Genomic DNA, 20,157 nt, shown 5'->3' with positions numbered 1-20,157 from the left:
CATGCGGGAGTTCAGTGAGTAGTAGCGCGCGTTCGCCGAAAATCTGGGTACTTACGCTCCTCAACGGCCATTACGCGGACCGTAAGCGCGAAATACGAAACGCACCGACTGGTGCGCTCCGTAGAATTTTGGATTACAGCTTTTCGACCTGGCCGAATTCCAGCTCGACCGGCGTTGCGCGGCCGAAAATCGTAACGGAAACACGGACGCGCGACTTTTCGTAGTTCACTTCTTCGACGCTGCCGTTGAAATCCGTGAACGGACCGTCCTTCACCCGCACCATCTCGCCGACTTCGAACAGGGTCTTCGGACGCGGCTTTTCCACGCCTTCCTGCATTTGCGACATGATCTTCTCGACCTCCCGTGGGGAAATCGGACTCGGACGATTACGCGCACCACCAACGAAACCCGTCACCTTTGCCGTATTTTTCACGAGGTGCCACGTCTCGTCAGTCATTTCCATCTCCACGAGCACATAGCCCGGGAAGAAACGACGCTCGGTCACCGATTTGTGACCGCCCTTCACCTCGACCACTTCTTCAGTCGGAACGAGGATTTGACCGAACTGGTCTTGCATGCCAGCACGTTCGATGCGCTCCTGAAGCGCTCGTTGCACGCTCTTCTCCATGCCGGAGTAGGCGTGCACGACGTACCAACGTTTGCCGCTCGGGGATGCCGGAGTATCGCTCATATCATTTCCAACCCAGAATCACCGAGAAAATCGCCCATTCGATGGATTTATCACTAATCCAAAGAAAGATCGCCATGACGAACACGAAGCCGAACACTACGAGCGTTGTCTGGGTAGCCTCTTTGCGAGTCGGCCAAACAACCTTGCGAACTTCCTTATACGAATCTTTGGCGAAAGCGATGAAACCCTTGCCAGGCGCGGAGAGAAGACCGACTGCAACACCCGCGATCGCACCAACAGCCAAGGCGGCTCCGCGGACGTACCATTCCTGGCCGCTAAGCCAGAAGAACCCCACGAACCCGGCCAAGACCAACAATACGCCCCCGACGAGCATCAGCTTGTCGCCGGATGTATTTACAGTTTCGACGGAAGGATTCGCCATAACACCTTAACGAAGCGCCACATACGGCGCGAGAGTTGGCAGGGGCAGAGGGAATCGAACCCCCAACCTTCGGTTTTGGAGACCGACGCTCTGCCAGTTGAGCTATACCCCTAAACCCATTTGGGGTTGACGACACCGCCAACCCCGAAACTACCGATCAACGAGAACTATCTGGCGTTACTCGAGAATCTTGGCAACCACACCTGCGCCGACCGTACGGCCGCCTTCGCGGATTGCGAAACGCAGACCTTCTTCCATCGCGATCGGGTTGATCAGCTTCACCGTGATCGACACGTTGTCGCCCGGCATGACCATTTCCTTGTCCTTCGGCAACTCGATCGAGCCCGTCACGTCCGTCGTACGGAAGTAGAACTGCGGACGATAGTTGTTGAAGAACGGCGTGTGACGGCCACCTTCGTCCTTGCTCAGCACATACACTTCAGCCGTGAAGTGCGTATGCGGGTTGATCGAACCCGGCTTCGCCAGCACCTGGCCACGCTCCACGTCTTCACGCTTCGTGCCGCGCAGCAGGATACCCACGTTGTCGCCCGCCTGACCCTGGTCCAGCAGCTTGCGGAACATTTCCACGCCCGTGCAGGTCGTCTTCACCGTCGGCTTGATACCGACAATTTCGATTTCCTCGCCGACCTTCACGACGCCGCGCTCAACGCGACCCGTCACCACCGTGCCGCGACCCGAGATCGAGAACACGTCTTCCACCGGCATCAGGAACGCACCGTCAACTGCGCGCTCCGGCGTCGGGATGTACGTGTCCAGCGCGTCGGCCAGATTCATGATCGCCACTTCGCCCAGCTCGCCCTTGTCGCCTTCCAGCGCCAGCTTGGCCGAACCCTTGATGATCGGCGTGTCGTCGCCCGGGAAGTCGTACTTCGACAGAAGTTCGCGAACTTCCATCTCGACCAGTTCCAGCAGCTCAGCGTCGTCCACCATGTCGCACTTGTTCAGGAACACGATGATGTACGGCACGCCAACCTGACGCGCCAGCAGGATGTGCTCACGCGTTTGCGGCATCGGGCCGTCTGCGGCCGAGCACACCAGGATCGCGCCGTCCATCTGCGCTGCGCCCGTGATCATGTTCTTCACATAGTCAGCGTGGCCCGGGCAGTCGACGTGTGCGTAGTGGCGGTTAGCCGTTTCGTACTCGACGTGTGCCGTGTTGATCGTGATACCACGTGCCTTTTCTTCCGGCGCCGCGTCGATCTGGTCGTATGCCTTCGCCTCGCCACCAAACTTCTGCGTCAGAACCGTCGTGATCGCTGCCGTCAGCGTGGTCTTGCCGTGGTCAACGTGACCGATCGTGCCGACGTTCACGTGCGGCTTGGTCCGCTCAAACTTACCCTTGGCCATTTTCGACTCCTAAGAGGATTTTTCCGTACGTTGCGCCGGGCGCAAACAATCACCGAGTACTTCTGGTGCCCATGGGCAGGATCGAACTGCCGACCTCTCCCTTACCAAGGGAGTGCTCTACCACTGAGCCACATGGGCGCTACGTCTGTGTTACTGGAGCGGGTGAAGGGAATCGAACCCTCGTCGTAAGCTTGGAAGGCTTCTGCTCTACCATTGAGCTACACCCGCAAGGATTCATGGATTCCCAACAACTGCTACAACTTGCATTCTGGTGGAGGAGGTTGGATTCGAACCAACGTAGGCGTAAGCCAACAGATTTACAGTCTGCCCCCTTTAGCCACTCGGGCACCCCTCCGCAGAGAACTGATGATTATGGGGGAACAACCGCTTGTTGTCAAGGCTTGCTTGACTGCTCCAAACCCAATGCTCTCACTTATATAGTGATTGCAGCCTCGCCGTAAACGCAGAAACCCCACCTTTTCGGGGTGGGGTTTCTGTTTGCTGCGGGGGAGCCTGACGATTACCTACTTTCACACGGGTAATCCGCACTATCATCGGCGTGGAGTCGTTTCACGGTCCTGTTCGGGATGGGAAGGGGTGGGACCGACTCGCTATGGTCATCAGGCATGACTGGTTGCCGCACTGCCCGTGGAGCAGTACAGCCAATCTGGAAGAAGTAGTTTCTGGTGATGCTCACCAGGGGTAAAGCGTTGGGCTGTGCTGTTTCTGGCACAACATCGATCTCAACCTGTGTGCGCCCCCCTTCGGGGGTGGGATGCGCGCAAGTGCTGAAGCACTGACGGTCATCGCAAAACACACCGGTTATAGGATCAAGCCTTACGGGCAATTAGTATCAGTTAGCTTAACGCATTACTGCGCTTCCACACCTGACCTATCAACGTCCTGGTCTTGAACGACCCTTCAAGGGGCTCGAAGCCCCGGGGATATCTCATCTTAAGGCGAGTTTCCCGCTTAGATGCTTTCAGCGGTTATCTCTTCCGAACATAGCTACCCGGCGATGCCACTGGCGTGACAACCGGTACACCAGAGGTTCGTCCACTCCGGTCCTCTCGTACTAGGAGCAGCCCCCTTCAAATATCCAGCGCCCACGGCAGATAGGGACCAAACTGTCTCACGACGTTTTAAACCCAGCTCACGTACCTCTTTAAATGGCGAACAGCCATACCCTTGGGACCGGCTACAGCCCCAGGATGAGATGAGCCGACATCGAGGTGCCAAACACCGCCGTCGATATGAACTCTTGGGCGGTATCAGCCTGTTATCCCCAGAGTACCTTTTATCCGTTGAGCGATGGCCCTTCCATACAGAACCACCGGATCACTATGACCTGCTTTCGCACCTGCTCGACTTGTCGGTCTCGCAGTTAAGCACGCTTATGCCATTGCACTATCAGCACGATTTCCGACCGTACCTAGCGTACCTTCGTACTCCTCCGTTACACTTTGGGAGGAGACCGCCCCAGTCAAACTGCCTACCATGCACTGTCCCCAGTCCGGATAACGGACCAAGGTTAGAACCTCAAACAAACCAGGGTGGTATTTCAAGGTCGGCTCCACGCAGACTGGCGTCCACGCTTCAAAGCCTCCCACCTATCCTACACAGATCGGTTCAAAGTCCAATGCAAAGCTACAGTAAAGGTTCATGGGGTCTTTCCGTCTAGCCGCGGGGAGATTGCATCATCACAAACACTTCAACTTCGCTGAGTCTCGGGAGGAGACAGTGTGGCCATCGTTACGCCATTCGTGCAGGTCGGAACTTACCCGACAAGGAATTTCGCTACCTTAGGACCGTTATAGTTACGGCCGCCGTTTACCGGGACTTCAATCAAGAGCTTGCACCCCATCATTTAATCTTCCGGCACCGGGCAGGCGTCACACCCTATACGTCCACTTTCGTGTTTGCAGAGTGCTGTGTTTTTATTAAACAGTCGCAGCCACCAGTTTATTGCAACCCCTTCACCCTTCTGGCGCAGGCCAGTCAAGCTACAGGGGCGTACCTTATCCCGAAGTTACGGTACCAATTTGCCGAGTTCCTTCTCCCGAGTTCTCTCAAGCGCCTTAGAATACTCATCTCGCCCACCTGTGTCGGTTTGCGGTACGGTCTTGTTAAACTGAAGCTTAGAGGCTTTTCTTGGAACCACTTCCAGTTGCTTCTTCACCGAAGTGAATGGCGCCACGCCCTTGAATTGCGCACCCGGATTTGCCTGAGTGCCTTCTCCAACGCAGCGACCGGGACTTCCAACACCCGGACAACCTTCCGCGATCCGTCCCCCCATCGCATTTAACAATGGTGCAGGAATATTAACCTGCTTCCCATCAGCTACGCATTTCTGCCTCGCCTTAGGGGCCGACTCACCCTACGCCGATGAACGTTGCGTAGGAAACCTTGGGCTTACGGCGAGGGGGCCTTTCACCCCCTTTATCGCTACTCATGTCAGCATTCGCACTTCCGATACCTCCAGCGCACTTTTCAATGCACCTTCGCAGGCTTACGGAACGCTCTCCTACCATGCATATAAATATGCATCCGCAGCTTCGGTATATTGCTTAGCCCCGTTACATCTTCCGCGCAGGACGACTCGATCAGTGAGCTATTACGCTTTCTTTAAAGGATGGCTGCTTCTAAGCCAACCTCCTGACTGTTTTAGCCTTCCCACTTCGTTTCCCACTTAGCAATATTTGGGGACCTTAGCTGGCGGTCTGGGTTGTTTCCCTCTTGACACCGGACGTTAGCACCCGATGTCTGTCTCCCGTGATTGCACTCTTCGGTATTCGGAGTTTGCTATGGCGTAGTAATCCGCAATGGACCCCACAACCATGACAGTGCTCTACCCCCGAAGGTGATACACGAGGCACTACCTAAATAGTTTTCGGAGAGAACCAGCTATTTCCAGGTTTGTTTAGCCTTTCACCCCTATCCACAGCTCATCCCCTAACTTTTCAACGTTAGTGGGTTCGGACCTCCAGTACGTGTTACCGCACCTTCATCCTGGCCATGGATAGATCACCTGGTTTCGGGTCTACACCCAGCGACTGAACGCCCTGTTCGGACTCGCTTTCGCTACGCCTGCCCTAATCGGTTAAGCTTGCCACTGAATGTAAGTCGCTGACCCATTATACAAAAGGTACGCCGTCACCCCCTTGCGAAGGCTCCGACTGTTTGTATGCATGCGGTTTCAGGATCTATTTCACTCCCCTCCCGGGGTTCTTTTCGCCTTTCCCTCACGGTACTGGTTCACTATCGGTCGATCACGAGTATTTAGCCTTGGAGGATGGTCCCCCCATCTTCAGACAGGATTTCACGTGTCCCGCCCTACTTGTCGTACACCCAGTTCTTCCATTCTGTTTTCGTCTACAGGGCTATCACCTGCTATGGCTGCACTTTCCAGAGCATTCGACTAACAGTACGGATAAAGAGTACAGGCTGGTCCCATTTCGCTCGCCACTACTCTGGGAATCTCGGTTGATTTCTTTTCCTGCGGTTACTTAGATGTTTCAGTTCACCGCGTTCGCTTCACATGACCTATGTATTCAGTCATGGATGACCCATACGGGCCGGGTTTCCCCATTCGGATATCGGTGGATCAAAGCTCGTTTGCCAGCTCCCCACCGCTTTTCGCAGGCTACCGCGTCCTTCATCGCCTGTGATCGCCAAGGCATCCACCACATGCACTTGTTCGCTTGACCCTATAACGGGTGTGTCTCGTGCATGATCCACGGGGAATCATGTGCTCGCCACAATCGCTACAGGTTGAGTATTCGTGTTGCGCCGTATTCCAAAGCGATCTTTCGATCACCTTTAAAATACATTGATACAATCACAACCCTGATTCACCTACTCAATCACCCATCTCTAAGTGATCTTTCGTGAATCTCTTTACTACTTCTTCCTGATTGTTAAAGAACGACAGCCGATATAAAGCTCTGCTTCATATCACTCTGACTGGCTCAATCGCCAATGCACAACACTCTGCTTCGTGCAGAACGCTACGCATTGAGGATTGGTGGAGGATGACGGGATCGAACCGACGACCCCCTGCTTGCAAAGCAGGTGCTCTCCCAGCTGAGCTAATCCCCCAGTCATACACAGATAAACTCTCTACCTGCATGGATACCCCGGGATCATCGATCAGCACACCAGACAAGACTTTGGTGGGTCTGGATGGATTCGAACCATCGACCCCCGCCTTATCAAGACGGTGCTCTAACCGACTGAGCTACAGACCCCTGAGTCTGTCCTAGATTTCACAGCCGATAAGCGTGAGCGCTCAACGCGATTGACACGTTAGCTCGAGAAAGGAGGTGATCCAGCCGCACCTTCCGATACGGCTACCTTGTTACGACTTCACCCCAGTCATGAATCCTACCGTGGTGACCGTCCTCCTTGCGGTTAGACTAGCCACTTCTGGTAAAACCCACTCCCATGGTGTGACGGGCGGTGTGTACAAGACCCGGGAACGTATTCACCGCGGCATGCTGATCCGCGATTACTAGCGATTCCAGCTTCACGCACTCGAGTTGCAGAGTGCGATCCGGACTACGATCGGTTTTCTGGGATTGGCTCCCCCTCGCGGGTTGGCGACCCTCTGTTCCGACCATTGTATGACGTGTGAAGCCCTACCCATAAGGGCCATGAGGACTTGACGTCATCCCCACCTTCCTCCGGTTTGTCACCGGCAGTCTCCCTAGAGTGCTCTTGCGTAGCAACTAGGGACAAGGGTTGCGCTCGTTGCGGGACTTAACCCAACATCTCACGACACGAGCTGACGACAGCCATGCAGCACCTGTGTTATGGCTCCCTTTCGGGCACCCCGGCCTCTCAGCCAGGTTCCATACATGTCAAGGGTAGGTAAGGTTTTTCGCGTTGCATCGAATTAATCCACATCATCCACCGCTTGTGCGGGTCCCCGTCAATTCCTTTGAGTTTTAATCTTGCGACCGTACTCCCCAGGCGGTCAACTTCACGCGTTAGCTACGTTACTAAGGAAATGAATCCCCAACAACTAGTTGACATCGTTTAGGGCGTGGACTACCAGGGTATCTAATCCTGTTTGCTCCCCACGCTTTCGTGCATGAGCGTCAGTATTGGCCCAGGGGGCTGCCTTCGCCATCGGTATTCCTCCACATCTCTACGCATTTCACTGCTACACGTGGAATTCTACCCCCCTCTGCCATACTCTAGCCCGCCAGTCACAAATGCAGTTCCCAGGTTAAGCCCGGGGATTTCACATCTGTCTTAGCGAACCGCCTGCGCACGCTTTACGCCCAGTAATTCCGATTAACGCTTGCACCCTACGTATTACCGCGGCTGCTGGCACGTAGTTAGCCGGTGCTTATTCTTCCGGTACCGTCATCCCCCACGGGTATTAACCACGAGGTTTTCTTTCCGGACAAAAGTGCTTTACAACCCGAAGGCCTTCTTCACACACGCGGCATTGCTGGATCAGGCTTTCGCCCATTGTCCAAAATTCCCCACTGCTGCCTCCCGTAGGAGTCTGGGCCGTGTCTCAGTCCCAGTGTGGCTGGTCGTCCTCTCAGACCAGCTACAGATCGTCGCCTTGGTAGGCCTTTACCCCACCAACTAGCTAATCTGCCATCGGCCGCCCCTGTAGCGCGAGGTCCGAAGATCCCCCGCTTTCATCCACAGATCGTATGCGGTATTAATCCGGCTTTCGCCGGGCTATCCCCCACTACAGGACACGTTCCGATGTATTACTCACCCGTTCGCCACTCGCCACCAGGATTGCTCCCGTGCTGCCGTTCGACTTGCATGTGTAAGGCATGCCGCCAGCGTTCAATCTGAGCCAGGATCAAACTCTTCAGTTCAAACCTGTTACTGTTTTCGGTCCAGTTACGGACCGGTCGCTCACTCAACGTACTGACGATGATTTGATTGCTCAAACCTTCCTCTAATACTGTGTGAGACTTGATACTTTCGCTTGGTCGGCAGATCCCGAAGGACCCACCTCGCGTCGCGCATCAAGCGCCCACACTTATCGGCTGTTAATTTTTAAAGATCGGTTACGCATTCACTACCGGACCGGCACCGCGCGTCGTCAACCTCACAACCACCCGGCACCGCTTCGTTCTGCGTCGCTGCATCAGCAGCAGAGAAACGAGATTATGAAGGCTCTTTTTCGTTTCGTCAACAACATTTTTTCGCTTTCGCTTAAAACCTTGCTGACGCTACGGCCGCTGGTTTCTGCCGCGGCCCTCGTTCGCAAACGAGGAGGCGAATCTTAGGCGAACATCAGCCATATGACAAGGGTTTGACCGAAATCTTTTTTTGCGAGTCACCTGCGGGTCGATTTCACCACTGCGTCCATCGGAACCGCCTCGGCCATAGCTGTGTAGCCGGCGTCGCTCGGATGGATGTGATCGCCGCTGTCAAAGCCACGCTGCAGGCGGTCCGGCTGCGCCGGATCGCGCAGCGCAGCGTCGAAATCTACGACGCCGTCGAAAGCATGGCTGGTCCGAATCCACTGATTGACGGCGAGCCGAATGCTTTCTCGCTGCGACGGAAGCGACGCCGGCGTCAGCGTCGCGCCGAACACCTTCACGCCGGCATGCCGTGCCGCGGCGATCAACCGCTGGTACCCGGCGATCAGATCGGCAGCCGTCACCGAGGTGTGCGGGAAGTCGCAGTCGAGGCCGTTACGCGGCGGCATCGCCGCAAAATTGATGTCATTGATACCGATCAAAAGAATCGCCGTCTTGACGCCCGGGCGCGTGAGCACGTCGTGCTCGAAGCGCGTCGCGAGCGCGTCGCCGTAGCAAGGGGAGTCGCTCAGCAAGCGGTTGCCGCTGATCCCCAGATTGACGATCGCGGTCGACCGGTCGCCGCTAGTGGCGAACCGGCGCGCCAACGCGTCCGGCCAGCGGCGATTCTGGTTCAGGCTCGAACGCATGCCGTCCGTGATCGAGTCGCCGATCGCGGCAACGGCGGCGGATGCAGGTGCCGCGTCCACCGACAATCCCGTCACCCATACATATTGCGTGAACCGGGCGCGAAACGCTTCCGCGGAAGCGTCCGCCGCGTGGTTACCCGGCGCCGAAACGTAGTTCACCTGGTTCGACACGCGGTGCCAAGCCACGATACGTTGCTCGGGACCCATAAACGCGCTGACCGCATAAGGCGCACCTTCAGCAATATCGACAGCGACGGGGTCGCTGTCCAACTCGCCACCCGCCGGAATCGAAACCGCGCTCTTGCCACCGAACGTCACGCGCGCCTCGCCGTTACCAGCCGCCGCCGCGCCGCCCGCCGAGCGTGCGATACGCAGATCTTCGATGACAAGCGGAGTCTTGCCGTACCGGTTGCTGAGGTGGACTCGCGCCGACTTTCCGGACAGTGTCGGATACACAATCTGACGAACCGTGCGCCCGGCTACTTCCGGCGCGCGATAGAGCGGCGGCAAGTCCGCCCGCTGTGGGATAGGTTGCAGCGCTGTCGCCCAGGCGGTGACCCAATGTGCCGGGGCGTCGGCGGCGAAAACGGTTGGGGAAACGGCAAATTGGACAAGCAGCGCCGCGCCGCATGCGGCAGCCAGGGTGCGAATGGTCATTCGGGTGGTCGGTTCGAGGCGAAACGTGCATTGTGCCCGATCGCACCAGCCGTCGCGTGTCCGCGCGACGGCACTCCAGCGCTTGCCGACTCAGGCCGTCTGTGCCCCGGCCATCTTCAACGCGAGCGCTTCAGCGACTTCGATTCCGTCGATGGCGGCCGAATAGATCCCACCGGCATACCCTGCGCCTTCGCCAGCCGGATACAGACCTTCGACGTTCATGCTTTGATAGTCGTCCCGCCGACGCACGCGAATCGGCGACGACGTTCTCGTCTCGACGCCCGTCAGCACCGCGTCGTGCATTGCAAAGCCGGCGATCTTCTTGTCCATCTGCGGTAGAGCTTCGCGAATGGCCTCGATCACATAGTCGGGAAGCGCGGTGCTGAGATCGGTTGGATGCACGCCGGGTTTGTACGACGGCACCACCGAACCCAGCGACGTGGACGGTCGGCCGGCGATAAAGTCGCCGACCAGTTGGCCCGGCGCCATATAGTTGCCGCCGCCGAGCTCGAAAGCCCGCTCTTCCCACTTGCGCTGAAAAGCGATGCCGGCGAGCGGGCCGCCCGGATAGTCGTCCGGCGTGATGCCGACGACGATCCCCGCGTTGGCGTTCCGCTCCGCCCGCGAGTACTGGCTCATGCCGTTGGTCACCACGCGACCAGGCTCGGACGTCGCCGCCACAACGGTGCCGCCAGGGCACATGCAAAAACTGTAGACAGCGCGGCCATTGCTGCAGTGATGCACCACCTTATAGTCGGCGGCGCCCAACTGTTTGTGACCGGCAAATTTGCCGAAACGGCTACGGTCGATCAAACCCTGCGGATGTTCGATGCGGAACCCGAGTGAAAACGGCTTCGCTTCAATATAGACGCCGCGGTCGTTGAGCATCTGGAAAGTGTCGCGCGCGCTATGACCGACCGCCAGCACCACATGGTCGCAGCGCAGCGTTTCGCCGGTCGACAGCTTCAGCCCGCGCACCTTGCCCTGATCGATCTCGATATCGTCGACGCGGCTTTCGAAGCGCACCTCGCCGCCCAGCTCGTGAATGGTCGCGCGCATTTTTTCGACCATGCTCACCAGCCGGAACGTGCCGATGTGCGGCCGGCTCAGAAACAGAATGTCTTCCGGCGCGCCGGCTCGCACGAATTCGTCGAGCACCTTGCGCCCGTAGTGTTTCGGATCCTTGATCTGGCTGTACAGCTTGCCGTCCGAGAAGGTGCCCGCGCCGCCTTCGCCGAACTGCACATTCGACTCGGGATTAAGCACCGACTTGCGCCACAGGCCAAAAGTGTCCTTGGTGCGCTCGCGCACGGCCTTGCCGCGCTCGAGGATGATCGGCCGGAAGCCCATTTGCGCCAAGATCAGGCCGGCGAACAGGCCGCACGGCCCCATGCCGATCACGACCGGGCGCAGCGCGGTCATCTGCGCCGGCGCTTTGGCAACGAACCGGTAGGCCATGTCAGGCGTGACGCCGCAGTGCGGCACATCGGCGAGTCGCTTGAGCGCGGCCGCTTCATCCGTGACCTCGACGTCGACGATGTACGTGAGTTTGATGTCGGCGCGCTTGCGCGCATCGTGCGCGCGGCGAAATACGGTGTATCGGATGAGCCCGTCCGCGGCCACGCCGAGTTCCGCGAGGCGCGCACGCACGGCGGCTTCGAGGGCGCTCTCGGGATGATCGAGCGGGAGTTTGATTTCGCTTAAACGTAACATGAGTACCGGGGGATGCAGGAAGGCCGCAAATCGTGGCCAATTCGCAATTTTATAGGTTTAGTGTGGGGGCGGGGCGCCGGCGCAGACGAAACGCTTGCCAAGGAAACCGCCCAAGCCCCTATCGGCCCAATCGACCCATCTCAAAAAATTTATTAACCGACCGGTCGGTTGGCTTATACTGTGCGCACACAGACAACTTCCGCAGAGAGCGTCCCCATGTACACGCAATCCCTGGATATTCCCGGCAATGTCGCCCCGCTGGATGCTGGCGCAGACTCGTCAGAGCAGACGCAGTTCGACGCGGTCATGGCCGCCGACGGCAAGATCGAAGCTCAGGACTGGATGCCGGAGGCCTACCGCAAGACGCTGGTCCGGCAAATCTCGCAACACGCGCATTCGGAAATCGTCGGCATGCTGCCGGAGGGTAACTGGATCACGCGCGCGCCCAGCCTGAAGCGCAAGGCGATTCTGCTTGCCAAAGTGCAGGACGAAGCCGGCCACGGCCTCTATCTATATAGCGCGGCGGAAACGCTCGGCGTGTCGCGCGACCAGTTGATCGCGGCGCTGCACTCGGGCAAAGCCAAATATTCAAGCATCTTCAATTACCCGACGCCCACATGGGCCGACGTCGGCGTGATCGGCTGGCTGGTGGACGGCGCGGCGATCATGAACCAGATTCCGCTGTGCCGTTGCACGTACGGCCCGTACGCGCGCGCCATGATCCGCATCTGCAAGGAAGAGTCGTTCCACCAACGCCAGGGTTTCGACGCGCTCATGTCGATGATGGCCGGCACCGAAGCGCAACGTGAACTGGTCCAGCAGGCGGTGAATCGCTGGTGGTGGCCGGTGCTGATGATGTTCGGCCCGAGCGACAAGGATTCGATCCACAGCAATCAGTCGTCGAAATGGGGCATCAAACGCATTTCGAACGACGACCTGCGTCAGAAATTCGTCGACGCGACCGTCGACCAGGCCAAGGTGCTCGGCGTCACGCTGCCCGATCCGGACCTGAAATGGAACGAAGCGCGCGGCCATCATGACTACGGCGACATCGACTGGGAAGAATTCTGGCGCGTGGTGAACGGCGACGGTCCGTGCAACCGCGAGCGTCTCGCCACCCGCGTCAAAGCCCACGACGACGGCGCCTGGGTTCGCGAAGCCGCCCTCGCCCACGCCGACAAGCAGCGCCAGCGCGCACAACAGCACGCCGCCTAAGCAGCGCGGCATGCCAGACAAAGCATCTCAGGAGATCTGCAATGAACAAGGAATGGCCGATTTGGGAAGTCTTCGTGCGCAGCAAGCAGGGACTCGACCACAAACACTGCGGTAGCCTGCACGCCGCCGACGCGCCGATGGCGCTGCGCATGGCGCGCGACGTCTACACGCGCCGCCAGGAAGGTGTGAGCATCTGGGTGGTGCCGTCGTCGGCGATTACGGCGTCCGCGCCGGAAGACAAGGCGGAGCTGTTCGAACCGGCTGGCGACAAGATTTACCGCCACCCGACGTTCTACACGCTCCCCGACGAAGTCAACCACATGTAAGCGCGGCCATGAACATCACGCCCCAACATCTCCAATACGTGCTGCGCCTCGCGGACACCGCGCTGATCCTCGGTCAGCGCAATACCGAATGGTGCGGCCACGGCCCGATCCTCGAAGAGGACATCGCGCTGTCGAACATGAGCCTCGACCTGATCGGCCAAGCGCGCCTGCTGTACACGCACGCCGCGTCGCTCGAGCAACAGCTCACCGGCAAAAGCCGCACGGAAGACGACTACGCGTACTTTCGCGCCGAGCGCGAATTCGCCAACTACACGCTCGCGGAGTTGCCGCATGTCGGCCCGCTGTCGGCCACCGCGCAAGCCGAGAAGGATTACGCGGTCACGATCGTCCGCAATTTCCTCTACTCGACGTTGATGGCGCATCTCTGGACGGCGCTCACGGCATCCACCGACGAGCAGCTGGCGGCGATCGCGTCGAAGTCGATCAAGGAAACCAGCTATCACGTGCATCACGCCCGCGAGTGGCTGATCCGTTTCGGCGATGGCACCGAGGAATCGCATCGCCGAGCGCAAGCCGCACTGGACTATCTGGTGCCGTACACGCGCGAATTCTTCAGCACGGACGCCGTTGAGGAAGTCGTTGCGGCAGCCGGCATCGGCCCGTTGACGTCGGACCTCGAAGCGGCGTGGCTCGACGACGTGCGCGCCACGCTCGACGAAGCCACCTTGACGCTGCCCGAGCCGGTCAAGCACATCACGACCGGCAAACACGGCGAGCATTCCGAGCACATGGGTTTCGTGCTGGCCGAAATGCAGAGCCTTGCACGCCAGCATCCCGGCGCCACCTGGTAATCCGACGATGACGACTTCGACTGCCCTTCGCACAAACGACATGACCGACACGACCGACGCCGCGCTCGCACGCGCATGGGCCGTGCTCGAAGCGGTGCCTGATCCGGAGATTCCGGTGGTGTCGATTCGCGAGCTCGGCATCCTGCGCGACGTGCGGCGCGCCGCCGACGGCACGCTCGAAGTCGTAATCACGCCGACCTACTCCGGTTGCCCGGCCATGTCGCAGATTGCCGAGGACGTCGCGCATGCCCTCGACGTGGCGGAGCTCAAGCCTTATCGGATCGCCACGGTGCTCGCGCCTGCCTGGACCACCGATTGGATGACCGCCGACGCACGCGAAAAACTGCGCGCCTACGGCATCGCGCCGCCCACGGGCAATTGCGGTTCGCCTGCGCCCGTGCAGGAAAAGGTGATGCGCTTCGTGCCCCGCGCGCTGCCCGCGCCGTCGTGCCCGCGCTGCGGCTCGGCGCACACAGAGCGTCTCGCGCAATTCGGCTCGACCGCCTGCAAAGCCTTGTACCGCTGCCTCGACTGCCGCGAACCCTTCGACTACTTCAAACCATACTGATATGGCCACCCCGCAATTTCACCCGCTGCGTATCCGCGAAGTACGGCCCGAAACCGCCGATTCGGTTTCGGTCGCCTTCGAAGTCCCCGCTGAACTGCGCGACCACTATCGCTTCACGCAAGGCCAGTTCGTCACGCTGAAGACGCATATCGACGGTGAGGAAACGCGCCGGTCGTATTCGATCTGCGTCGGCGTCACCGATTACGACCGCGACGGCGAACTGCGCATCGGCATCAAGCGCGTACGCGGTGGGCGTTTCTCGAACTTCGCCTTCGACACGCTGCAGCCCGGCCACACGATCGAGGTGATGACGCCGGACGGGCGCTTCTTCACCCATCTGAACGCCGATCAAGGCCAGCAATACCTGGCGTTCTCGGGCGGCTCGGGCATTACGCCGGTGCTGGCCATCATCAAGACCACGCTCGAAGTCGAACCGCGCAGCACCTTCACATTGGTGTACGGCAACCGCAGCGTCGATCAGATCATGTTCGCGGAAGAGCTCGAGGATCTGAAGAACCGCTTCATGAACCGCTTCGTGCTCTATCACGTGCTGTCCGACGATCTGCAGGACGTCGAGCTGTTCAACGGCGTGCTCGATCAGGAGAAGTGCGCGGCCTTCATCGAGAATCTGTTGCCGGCAGATGCGATCGACGAGGCCTTCATTTGCGGCCCCGGTCCGATGATGGACGCCGCCGAAGCCGCGCTGAAAGCCGCCGGCGTGCCGTCGGAAAAGGTGCACGTGGAGCGCTTCGGTTCGCCGCTGCCGCAAGCGGGCGTGCCGCCGGTCGAAATCACCGAAGACACGCCGGCTGCCGATCTCGAAATCGTGCTCGACGGCAAACGCCGCAAGCTGCGCCTGCCGTATCAGGGCGTGAGCGTGCTCGACGTCGGCCTGCGCGCCGGCCTCGCGCTGCCTTATGCGTGCAAGGGCGGCGTCTGCTGCACCTGCCGCGCGAAGGTGCTGGAAGGCGAAGTGAAGATGGAAAAGAACTACACGCTCGAAGAACACGAGATCCGCGACGGTTTCGTGCTGACGTGCCAATGTCATCCAATCAGCGACCGCGTGGTGGTGAGCTACGACGAACGTTGAGCCGCGTGCGGCGGGCGAGCTTGCTAGACGTCCGCCGCGCTTTCAGCAGTTCCGCGATCCGCTTACACTAGGGGCCGCTCGCGATCGGACACCTGTTCCGGTCGATGAGCGGCCCCTAGTGTTGTTAACCGCCCTACGCCACTGCCGATGAGCACGATCCACCTCACCAACGGCGATGTCGCCGCCGAGTCACTGCGCACCGCATTGCGGGATGCCGGCCGCGACGATCGCGTGCACGCCTTGCGCGACGATCTCGCGGTCGGCCCGCTACGTGGCGTCGACGACGCACCGGACGTGCGAGCGGACTTCTGGGATCGCGTGAGTGCGGACACCCGACGTGATTTCCTTCGGGAATTCCGCGAACAGGCCGCGGCGCTGGAGAGTGTCGCGCGCGGCGAAGCGAATCTGGTGGTGTGGCACGGCGAAAGCGCATCGGATCAATTGATGCTGCGCCGCGTCTGCTATCACCTGCGCAACAGCCCGCAGCGGCTGAACGAAGTGCGTCTGTCGATTCGCGATCTTACCGATCCGGGCGCGTGGGCGCACAGCCGCAAAGACCGCGCGACGTCGGTCGGCATGTTCGCGCCGGCAGTGCTGCAATCCCGGCTGCCGGACGCCGCGCCGATTTCCGTACTGCGCATCAGCCGGCTCGCGCTCGAATGGCAGGAAGTCAAACATGCAAACGGCGAAACGCGGCGCTGGCGCGACAATACGTTCACGAGCGGCAGTTTCGCGGAATTGGACGCGCTGATTTTCGAGCACGTCACTGAAGACTGGCAGCCCGCCGCGCGCGTTGCCGCCGAATTGATGACCGCCGAACTCGGATTCCTGGTCAGCGACAGCATTGTGCTGTGGCGCTTCCGCGAACTGGCCGCGACCCGGCGCATCAGGCTGCGCGGCGACGCGAGCGCATGGCGCACGCTCGAATTGTGCGCGGCGTTCGCCCCCTGTCCACACTAATACAACAGACGACTATGGCCCGCACCCGTGCCCCCGACCACGAAACCCAGCGCGAGCAGATTCTCGAACTCGCCGCGGCAAAATTCGCCCAGACCAGCTATCCGAGCACCTCGATGGCCGATCTCGCCGCCGCGAGCGGCACCTCGAAAGCGCGCCTCTACCACTACTACGCGAGCAAGGAAGCGATCCTGTTCGATCTGCTGGACCGTTACACCAAGCGGCTGATGCTGATCATCGCCGAGGTGGAAGGCGCGAGTCAGCGGCGCGGTTTGTCGGAGCGAGAAACCTTCGCCGAGCTGATCCGGGCGTTTTTGTCGGAGTACGAGACGTCGCACAGCCGGCACGTCGCGCTGTTGAACGACGTGAAATATCTGGTCGATACCCAGCGCGAAGTGATCCTGAACCGTCAGCGCGACGTGGTCGCCGCTTTTGCGCGACAGTTGGCCCGCGCGTATCCGGAGCGCGCCACGCGCGACAACCAGACCGCGCTCACCATGATGGTGTTCGGCATGATCAACTGGACATTCACCTGGCTGAAGCCGGATGGCCGGATGGGCTACCGTGAATTCGCCGAACAGGTGGTCGGTATGGTGGACCACGGATTGAGTTCGAACCCAGCCTGATCCCGCACTGCAACAATATTCAGACGAAATAATGGACCAAAGTGCCCGATGTGCGACACCGTGTCAAGAACGCCTGTTCCATTTATTTATTATTTAAAATCAATAACCTAAAATTAGGGCGCCACCTTTTTAGGCATCTCCTTCAAATATTGATACGGGTTTTCCCTAGTGATCGGTCTGGATCTCCGCTAAAATTGCTTTTGCGGTGCACCACGCCGCTCGACTAAAAGGAGAACCCGACCATGAACTTGATTACACCCCGCGCCGCTGAGCCGATCGTCGCGCACGATCGTTTGACGCAGCCAGCCGGTCGTGCGCCTGCTCTGGTCCGCGAGCTCACCGCTGTCGACCGCGAGCGTCTGCTGACCCACTTCCTCGCACTCGACGAAGACGACCGGCTCCTGCGCTTCGGCCAGATCGTGCCGGATCACGTCATCGAAAACTATGTTCGCGCGATCGACTTCAAGCGCGACACCGTCTTCGGCGTGTTCAACAATCAACTGCAGTTGACCGGCGTCGGCCACCTGGCCTATCTGCCTGCCGAAGGCGACAAGCGCACGGCGGAGTTCGGCGTGTCCGTGCTGGAAAGCGTCCGCGGCCAGGGTATCGGCACGAAGCTGTTCGAGCGCGCCGCCATTCGCAGCCGCAATACGCACGTCACCATGCTGTACATGCACTGCCTGTCGCGCAATTCGACCATGATGCACATCGCGAAGAAGGCCGGCATGAAGATCGAATACGCCTACGGCGAGGCCGACGCTTACCTCACGCTGCCGCCGGCGGATCAATCGAGCATCATCGCTGAAATGCTGCAGGAGCAGGCTGCAGTGTTCGACTACGCGCTCAAGCGGCAAGCGCGTCAGGCGTCGAAGCTGTTCGAGTCGTTCATGCCGACGGAAGTCGCAGCCTAAAACGCTTGCGCTTCGGCAAACAACAAAGGGCGGCCCCGTGGCTGCCCTTTTTGTTTGCTGGGCGGTCGCACGCCACGCCGTCGTGCTCACAAAATCGGCAGCGCCGTCGTCTCCTTGATCTTTTCCAGTGAGAAGCTCGTTTTCACGTCGATCACCGACGGATGGTGTAGCAACTGGTCCTGCACGAAGCGCGAAAAGTGCGCCATGTCCTCCACCTGGACGCGCAGCAAGTAGTCCATCTCGCCGGTCATCGCATGACACGCCACCACTTCCGGCCACGTCTGAACGGCCGCGCGAAACAGATCGGCATGCGTGGCGTCACCGCGCGGACTGAGCGCCGGACCGCCGCGCTTTTCCAGCCGCACATTCACGTACGCGAGCAAGTCGAGCCCAAGCCGCTGCGCATCGAGCAACGCGACATAGCCGCGGATCACACCGCTCTCTTCCAGCCGACGGATACGCCGTAGACACGGACTCGGCGAAAGATTGATGCGCTCGGCGATCTCCTGATTCGACAGCCGGCCATTCTCCTGAAGGATCGCCAGAATCCGCCTGTCGATGGCGTCTATCTCTATATTGGCCATTTTCTGCCGTCCATTCAAAACATTGAGCTATAAACTAGCGTCAGCGTATCGATGCACGATTAAGTTCGCAAGTTTTCGCCGCAGGCAGGCCTTTACACTTGCGTCATTCAGTCGCGCTCAATCGCACATCCGGAGACAGACATGCAGGTTTCAACTTGGGAAAATCCGCTCGGCACCGACGGCTTCGAGTTCATCGAATACACCGCACCGGATCCGAAGGCGCTCGGCAAGCTCTTCGAGCAGATGGGCTTCACCGCCGTCGCGCGGCATCGTCATAAAGACGTGACGCTGTATCGCCAGGGGGAAATCAACTTCATCGTCAACGGGGAGCCGGATTCGTTCGCACAACGCTTCACGCGTCTGCACGGCCCGTCGATCTGCGCAATCGCTTTCCGCGTTCAGGACGCCGCCAAGGCGTACAAACAGGCTCTGGAAAAAGGCGCCTGGGGCTTCGACAACAAAACCGGCCCGATGGAATTGAACATTCCGGCGATCAAAGGCATTGGCGACTCGCTGATCTATTTCGTCGACCGCTGGCGCGGCAAGAACGGCGCCGAGCCGAACAGCATCGGCAACATCGACATTTACGATGTCGACTTCGAACCCATTCCGGGCGCGAACCCGAATCCGGTCGGCCACGGCCTGACCTACATCGACCACCTGACGCACAACGTGCATCGCGGCCGGATGCAGGAATGGGCGGAGTTCTACGAGCGTCTGTTCAACTTCCGCGAAGTGCGTTACTTCGATATCGAAGGCAAGGTGACGGGCGTGAAGTCCAAGGCGATGACCTCGCCGTGCGGCAAGATCCGCATCCCGATCAACGAAGAAGGTTCGGAGACCGCCGGCCAGATTCAGGAATATCTCGACGCATACCACGGCGAAGGCATTCAGCACATTGCCCTCGGCAGCAACGACATCTACCGCACGGTGGACGGCTTGCGCGCATCGAACATCTCGCTGCTCGACACGATCGACACTTATTACGAGTTGGTCGATCGCCGCGTGCCGAATCACGGTGAGCCGCTGGACGAATTGCGCAAGCGCAAGATCCTGATCGACGGCGCGCCCGATGATTTGCTACTGCAGATCTTCACCGAAAACCAGATCGGCCCGATTTTCTTCGAGATCATTCAGCGCAAGGGCAATCAGGGCTTCGGTGAGGGCAACTTCAAGGCGCTGTTCGAATCGATCGAACTGGATCAGATTCGCCGTGGCGTGGTGCAGGACAAAGTCTGACGGCTTGCGCCGCTTCACGAGAGCGGACACATAGGTCCAAATGAAAAGGGCGAAGATCTCACGATCCTCGCCCTTTTCATTAGCGCCGTT

At 59.3% G+C, this 20,157-nt stretch carries 15 protein-coding genes, 6 tRNA genes and 3 rRNA genes; 9 read left to right on the top strand and 15 right to left on the bottom strand.

Annotated elements, in window-relative coordinates:
• Nucleotides 1-133: 133 nt before the first annotated feature.
• The 14 genes from nusG to B0G74_RS21080 all read right to left on the bottom strand — a co-directional run bounded on the left by nusG (nucleotide 134) and on the right by B0G74_RS21080 (nucleotide 11,739).
• On the bottom strand, nucleotides 134-691 hold the full coding sequence (nusG, locus tag B0G74_RS21145; protein WP_007180147.1) for a transcription termination/antitermination protein NusG: 558 nt from the start codon (nucleotides 689-691) through the stop codon (nucleotides 134-136).
• 1 nt (nucleotide 692) lies between these two features.
• The gene (secE, locus tag B0G74_RS21140; protein ID WP_132376690.1) at nucleotides 693-1,073 is read right to left on the bottom strand and encodes a preprotein translocase subunit SecE; all 381 of its coding nucleotides are present in this window, start codon (nucleotides 1,071-1,073) and stop codon (nucleotides 693-695) included.
• Between the two features lie 36 nt (nucleotides 1,074-1,109).
• A tRNA-Trp gene (locus B0G74_RS21135) sits at nucleotides 1,110-1,185 on the bottom strand.
• Nucleotides 1,186-1,250: 65 nt separating this feature from the next.
• Nucleotides 1,251-2,441, bottom strand: a complete 1,191-nt coding sequence (tuf, locus tag B0G74_RS21130) for an elongation factor Tu (RefSeq protein ID WP_012434572.1) — start codon at nucleotides 2,439-2,441, stop codon at nucleotides 1,251-1,253.
• A 63-nt stretch (nucleotides 2,442-2,504) separates the two neighbouring features.
• Nucleotides 2,505-2,579: transfer RNA gene (locus B0G74_RS21125), tRNA-Thr, on the bottom strand.
• 16 nt (nucleotides 2,580-2,595) lie between these two features.
• Nucleotides 2,596-2,669, bottom strand: a tRNA-Gly gene (locus tag B0G74_RS21120).
• 41 nt (nucleotides 2,670-2,710) lie between these two features.
• Nucleotides 2,711-2,796, bottom strand: a tRNA-Tyr gene (locus B0G74_RS21115).
• A gap of 156 nt (nucleotides 2,797-2,952) precedes the next feature.
• Nucleotides 2,953-3,066: ribosomal RNA gene (gene rrf, locus B0G74_RS21110) — 5S ribosomal RNA — on the bottom strand.
• A 201-nt stretch (nucleotides 3,067-3,267) separates the two neighbouring features.
• Nucleotides 3,268-6,148 (bottom strand): 23S ribosomal RNA (locus B0G74_RS21105).
• 315 nt (nucleotides 6,149-6,463) lie between these two features.
• Nucleotides 6,464-6,539, bottom strand: a tRNA-Ala gene (locus B0G74_RS21100).
• A 72-nt stretch (nucleotides 6,540-6,611) separates the two neighbouring features.
• Nucleotides 6,612-6,688 (bottom strand) — tRNA-Ile (locus tag B0G74_RS21095).
• A gap of 68 nt (nucleotides 6,689-6,756) precedes the next feature.
• Nucleotides 6,757-8,287 (bottom strand): 16S ribosomal RNA (locus B0G74_RS21090).
• Together the 16S, 23S and 5S rRNA genes with 5 tRNA genes alongside form the textbook arrangement of a ribosomal RNA operon.
• A gap of 467 nt (nucleotides 8,288-8,754) precedes the next feature.
• Nucleotides 8,755-10,026: an SGNH/GDSL hydrolase family protein gene (locus B0G74_RS21085; protein WP_132376689.1), complete on the bottom strand. Its 1,272-nt coding sequence runs from the start codon at nucleotides 10,024-10,026 to the stop codon at nucleotides 8,755-8,757.
• Nucleotides 10,027-10,116: 90 nt separating this feature from the next.
• Complete coding sequence (locus tag B0G74_RS21080) at nucleotides 10,117-11,739, bottom strand: NAD(P)/FAD-dependent oxidoreductase (protein ID WP_132376688.1); 1,623 nt, start codon at nucleotides 11,737-11,739, stop codon at nucleotides 10,117-10,119.
• A 216-nt stretch (nucleotides 11,740-11,955) separates the two neighbouring features.
• On the opposite strand from B0G74_RS21080, the gene paaA reads away from it, so the two are divergent.
• The 8 genes from paaA to B0G74_RS21040 all read left to right on the top strand — a co-directional run bounded on the left by paaA (nucleotide 11,956) and on the right by B0G74_RS21040 (nucleotide 18,244).
• Nucleotides 11,956-12,954 (top strand): 1,2-phenylacetyl-CoA epoxidase subunit PaaA, encoded by a 999-nt coding sequence (gene paaA / locus B0G74_RS21075; RefSeq protein WP_132376687.1) that lies wholly within the window; start codon nucleotides 11,956-11,958, stop codon nucleotides 12,952-12,954.
• Between the two features lie 41 nt (nucleotides 12,955-12,995).
• The gene (gene paaB, locus B0G74_RS21070; protein ID WP_007179854.1) at nucleotides 12,996-13,280 is read left to right on the top strand and encodes a 1,2-phenylacetyl-CoA epoxidase subunit PaaB; all 285 of its coding nucleotides are present in this window, start codon (nucleotides 12,996-12,998) and stop codon (nucleotides 13,278-13,280) included.
• 8 nt (nucleotides 13,281-13,288) lie between these two features.
• Entirely contained in the window at nucleotides 13,289-14,092 is an 804-nt protein-coding gene (gene paaC, locus B0G74_RS21065) for a 1,2-phenylacetyl-CoA epoxidase subunit PaaC (protein ID WP_132376686.1), read from the top strand.
• Between the two features lie 7 nt (nucleotides 14,093-14,099).
• A complete protein-coding gene (gene paaD / locus B0G74_RS21060) occupies nucleotides 14,100-14,660 on the top strand; it encodes a 1,2-phenylacetyl-CoA epoxidase subunit PaaD (RefSeq protein ID WP_132376685.1) in 561 nt (186 codons plus the stop codon).
• A gap of 1 nt (nucleotide 14,661) precedes the next feature.
• Nucleotides 14,662-15,750, top strand: coding sequence for a 1,2-phenylacetyl-CoA epoxidase subunit PaaE (gene paaE, locus B0G74_RS21055; RefSeq protein WP_132376684.1), 1,089 nt, complete (start codon nucleotides 14,662-14,664; stop codon nucleotides 15,748-15,750).
• Between the two features lie 147 nt (nucleotides 15,751-15,897).
• Nucleotides 15,898-16,710, top strand: a complete 813-nt coding sequence (locus B0G74_RS21050; protein WP_132376683.1) for a DUF1835 domain-containing protein — start codon at nucleotides 15,898-15,900, stop codon at nucleotides 16,708-16,710.
• Between the two features lie 14 nt (nucleotides 16,711-16,724).
• Entirely contained in the window at nucleotides 16,725-17,333 is a 609-nt protein-coding gene (locus B0G74_RS21045; RefSeq protein WP_132376682.1) for a TetR/AcrR family transcriptional regulator, read from the top strand.
• A 242-nt stretch (nucleotides 17,334-17,575) separates the two neighbouring features.
• Entirely contained in the window at nucleotides 17,576-18,244 is a 669-nt protein-coding gene (locus B0G74_RS21040) for a GNAT family protein (protein WP_132376681.1), read from the top strand.
• Nucleotides 18,245-18,330: 86 nt separating this feature from the next.
• On the opposite strand, the gene B0G74_RS21035 is transcribed toward B0G74_RS21040, so the two are convergent.
• The gene (locus tag B0G74_RS21035) at nucleotides 18,331-18,828 is read right to left on the bottom strand and encodes an Lrp/AsnC family transcriptional regulator (RefSeq protein WP_132376680.1); all 498 of its coding nucleotides are present in this window, start codon (nucleotides 18,826-18,828) and stop codon (nucleotides 18,331-18,333) included.
• A gap of 141 nt (nucleotides 18,829-18,969) precedes the next feature.
• Here B0G74_RS21035 and hppD point away from each other — a divergent pair, with 141 nt between their 5' ends.
• On the top strand, nucleotides 18,970-20,067 hold the full coding sequence (hppD, locus tag B0G74_RS21030; protein ID WP_132376679.1) for a 4-hydroxyphenylpyruvate dioxygenase: 1,098 nt from the start codon (nucleotides 18,970-18,972) through the stop codon (nucleotides 20,065-20,067).
• Nucleotides 20,068-20,157 lie beyond the last annotated feature (90 nt).

Source organism: Paraburkholderia sp. BL9I2N2 (genome assembly GCF_004339745.1).
In the GTDB taxonomy this organism is placed as follows: domain Bacteria; phylum Pseudomonadota; class Gammaproteobacteria; order Burkholderiales; family Burkholderiaceae; genus Paraburkholderia.
The sequence above is the reverse complement of the archived record's forward strand: the minus strand, read 5'-3'. Positions and strand labels throughout refer to the sequence as shown.

What these genes read in the sequence shown, in the direction of transcription:
- paaC (WP_132376686.1), top strand. Translation starts at nt 13,289, where the DNA reads ATGAACATCACGCCCCAACATCTCCAATACGTGCTGCGCCTCGCGGAC.
- hppD (WP_132376679.1), top strand. Translation starts at nt 18,970, where the DNA reads ATGCAGGTTTCAACTTGGGAAAATCCGCTCGGCACCGACGGCTTCGAG.
- paaE (WP_132376684.1), top strand. Translation starts at nt 14,662, where the DNA reads ATGGCCACCCCGCAATTTCACCCGCTGCGTATCCGCGAAGTACGGCCC.
- B0G74_RS21085 (WP_132376689.1), bottom strand. Translation starts at nt 10,026, where the DNA reads ATGACCATTCGCACCCTGGCTGCCGCATGCGGCGCGGCGCTGCTTGTC.
- B0G74_RS21080 (WP_132376688.1), bottom strand. Translation starts at nt 11,739, where the DNA reads ATGTTACGTTTAAGCGAAATCAAACTCCCGCTCGATCATCCCGAGAGC.
- paaA (WP_132376687.1), top strand. Translation starts at nt 11,956, where the DNA reads ATGTACACGCAATCCCTGGATATTCCCGGCAATGTCGCCCCGCTGGAT.
- paaD (WP_132376685.1), top strand. Translation starts at nt 14,100, where the DNA reads ATGACGACTTCGACTGCCCTTCGCACAAACGACATGACCGACACGACC.
- B0G74_RS21040 (WP_132376681.1), top strand. Translation starts at nt 17,576, where the DNA reads ATGAACTTGATTACACCCCGCGCCGCTGAGCCGATCGTCGCGCACGAT.
- tuf (WP_012434572.1), bottom strand. Translation starts at nt 2,441, where the DNA reads ATGGCCAAGGGTAAGTTTGAGCGGACCAAGCCGCACGTGAACGTCGGC.
- secE (WP_132376690.1), bottom strand. Translation starts at nt 1,073, where the DNA reads ATGGCGAATCCTTCCGTCGAAACTGTAAATACATCCGGCGACAAGCTG.
- B0G74_RS21045 (WP_132376682.1), top strand. Translation starts at nt 16,725, where the DNA reads ATGGCCCGCACCCGTGCCCCCGACCACGAAACCCAGCGCGAGCAGATT.
- paaB (WP_007179854.1), top strand. Translation starts at nt 12,996, where the DNA reads ATGAACAAGGAATGGCCGATTTGGGAAGTCTTCGTGCGCAGCAAGCAG.
- B0G74_RS21035 (WP_132376680.1), bottom strand. Translation starts at nt 18,828, where the DNA reads ATGGCCAATATAGAGATAGACGCCATCGACAGGCGGATTCTGGCGATC.
- nusG (WP_007180147.1), bottom strand. Translation starts at nt 691, where the DNA reads ATGAGCGATACTCCGGCATCCCCGAGCGGCAAACGTTGGTACGTCGTG.
- B0G74_RS21050 (WP_132376683.1), top strand. Translation starts at nt 15,898, where the DNA reads ATGAGCACGATCCACCTCACCAACGGCGATGTCGCCGCCGAGTCACTG.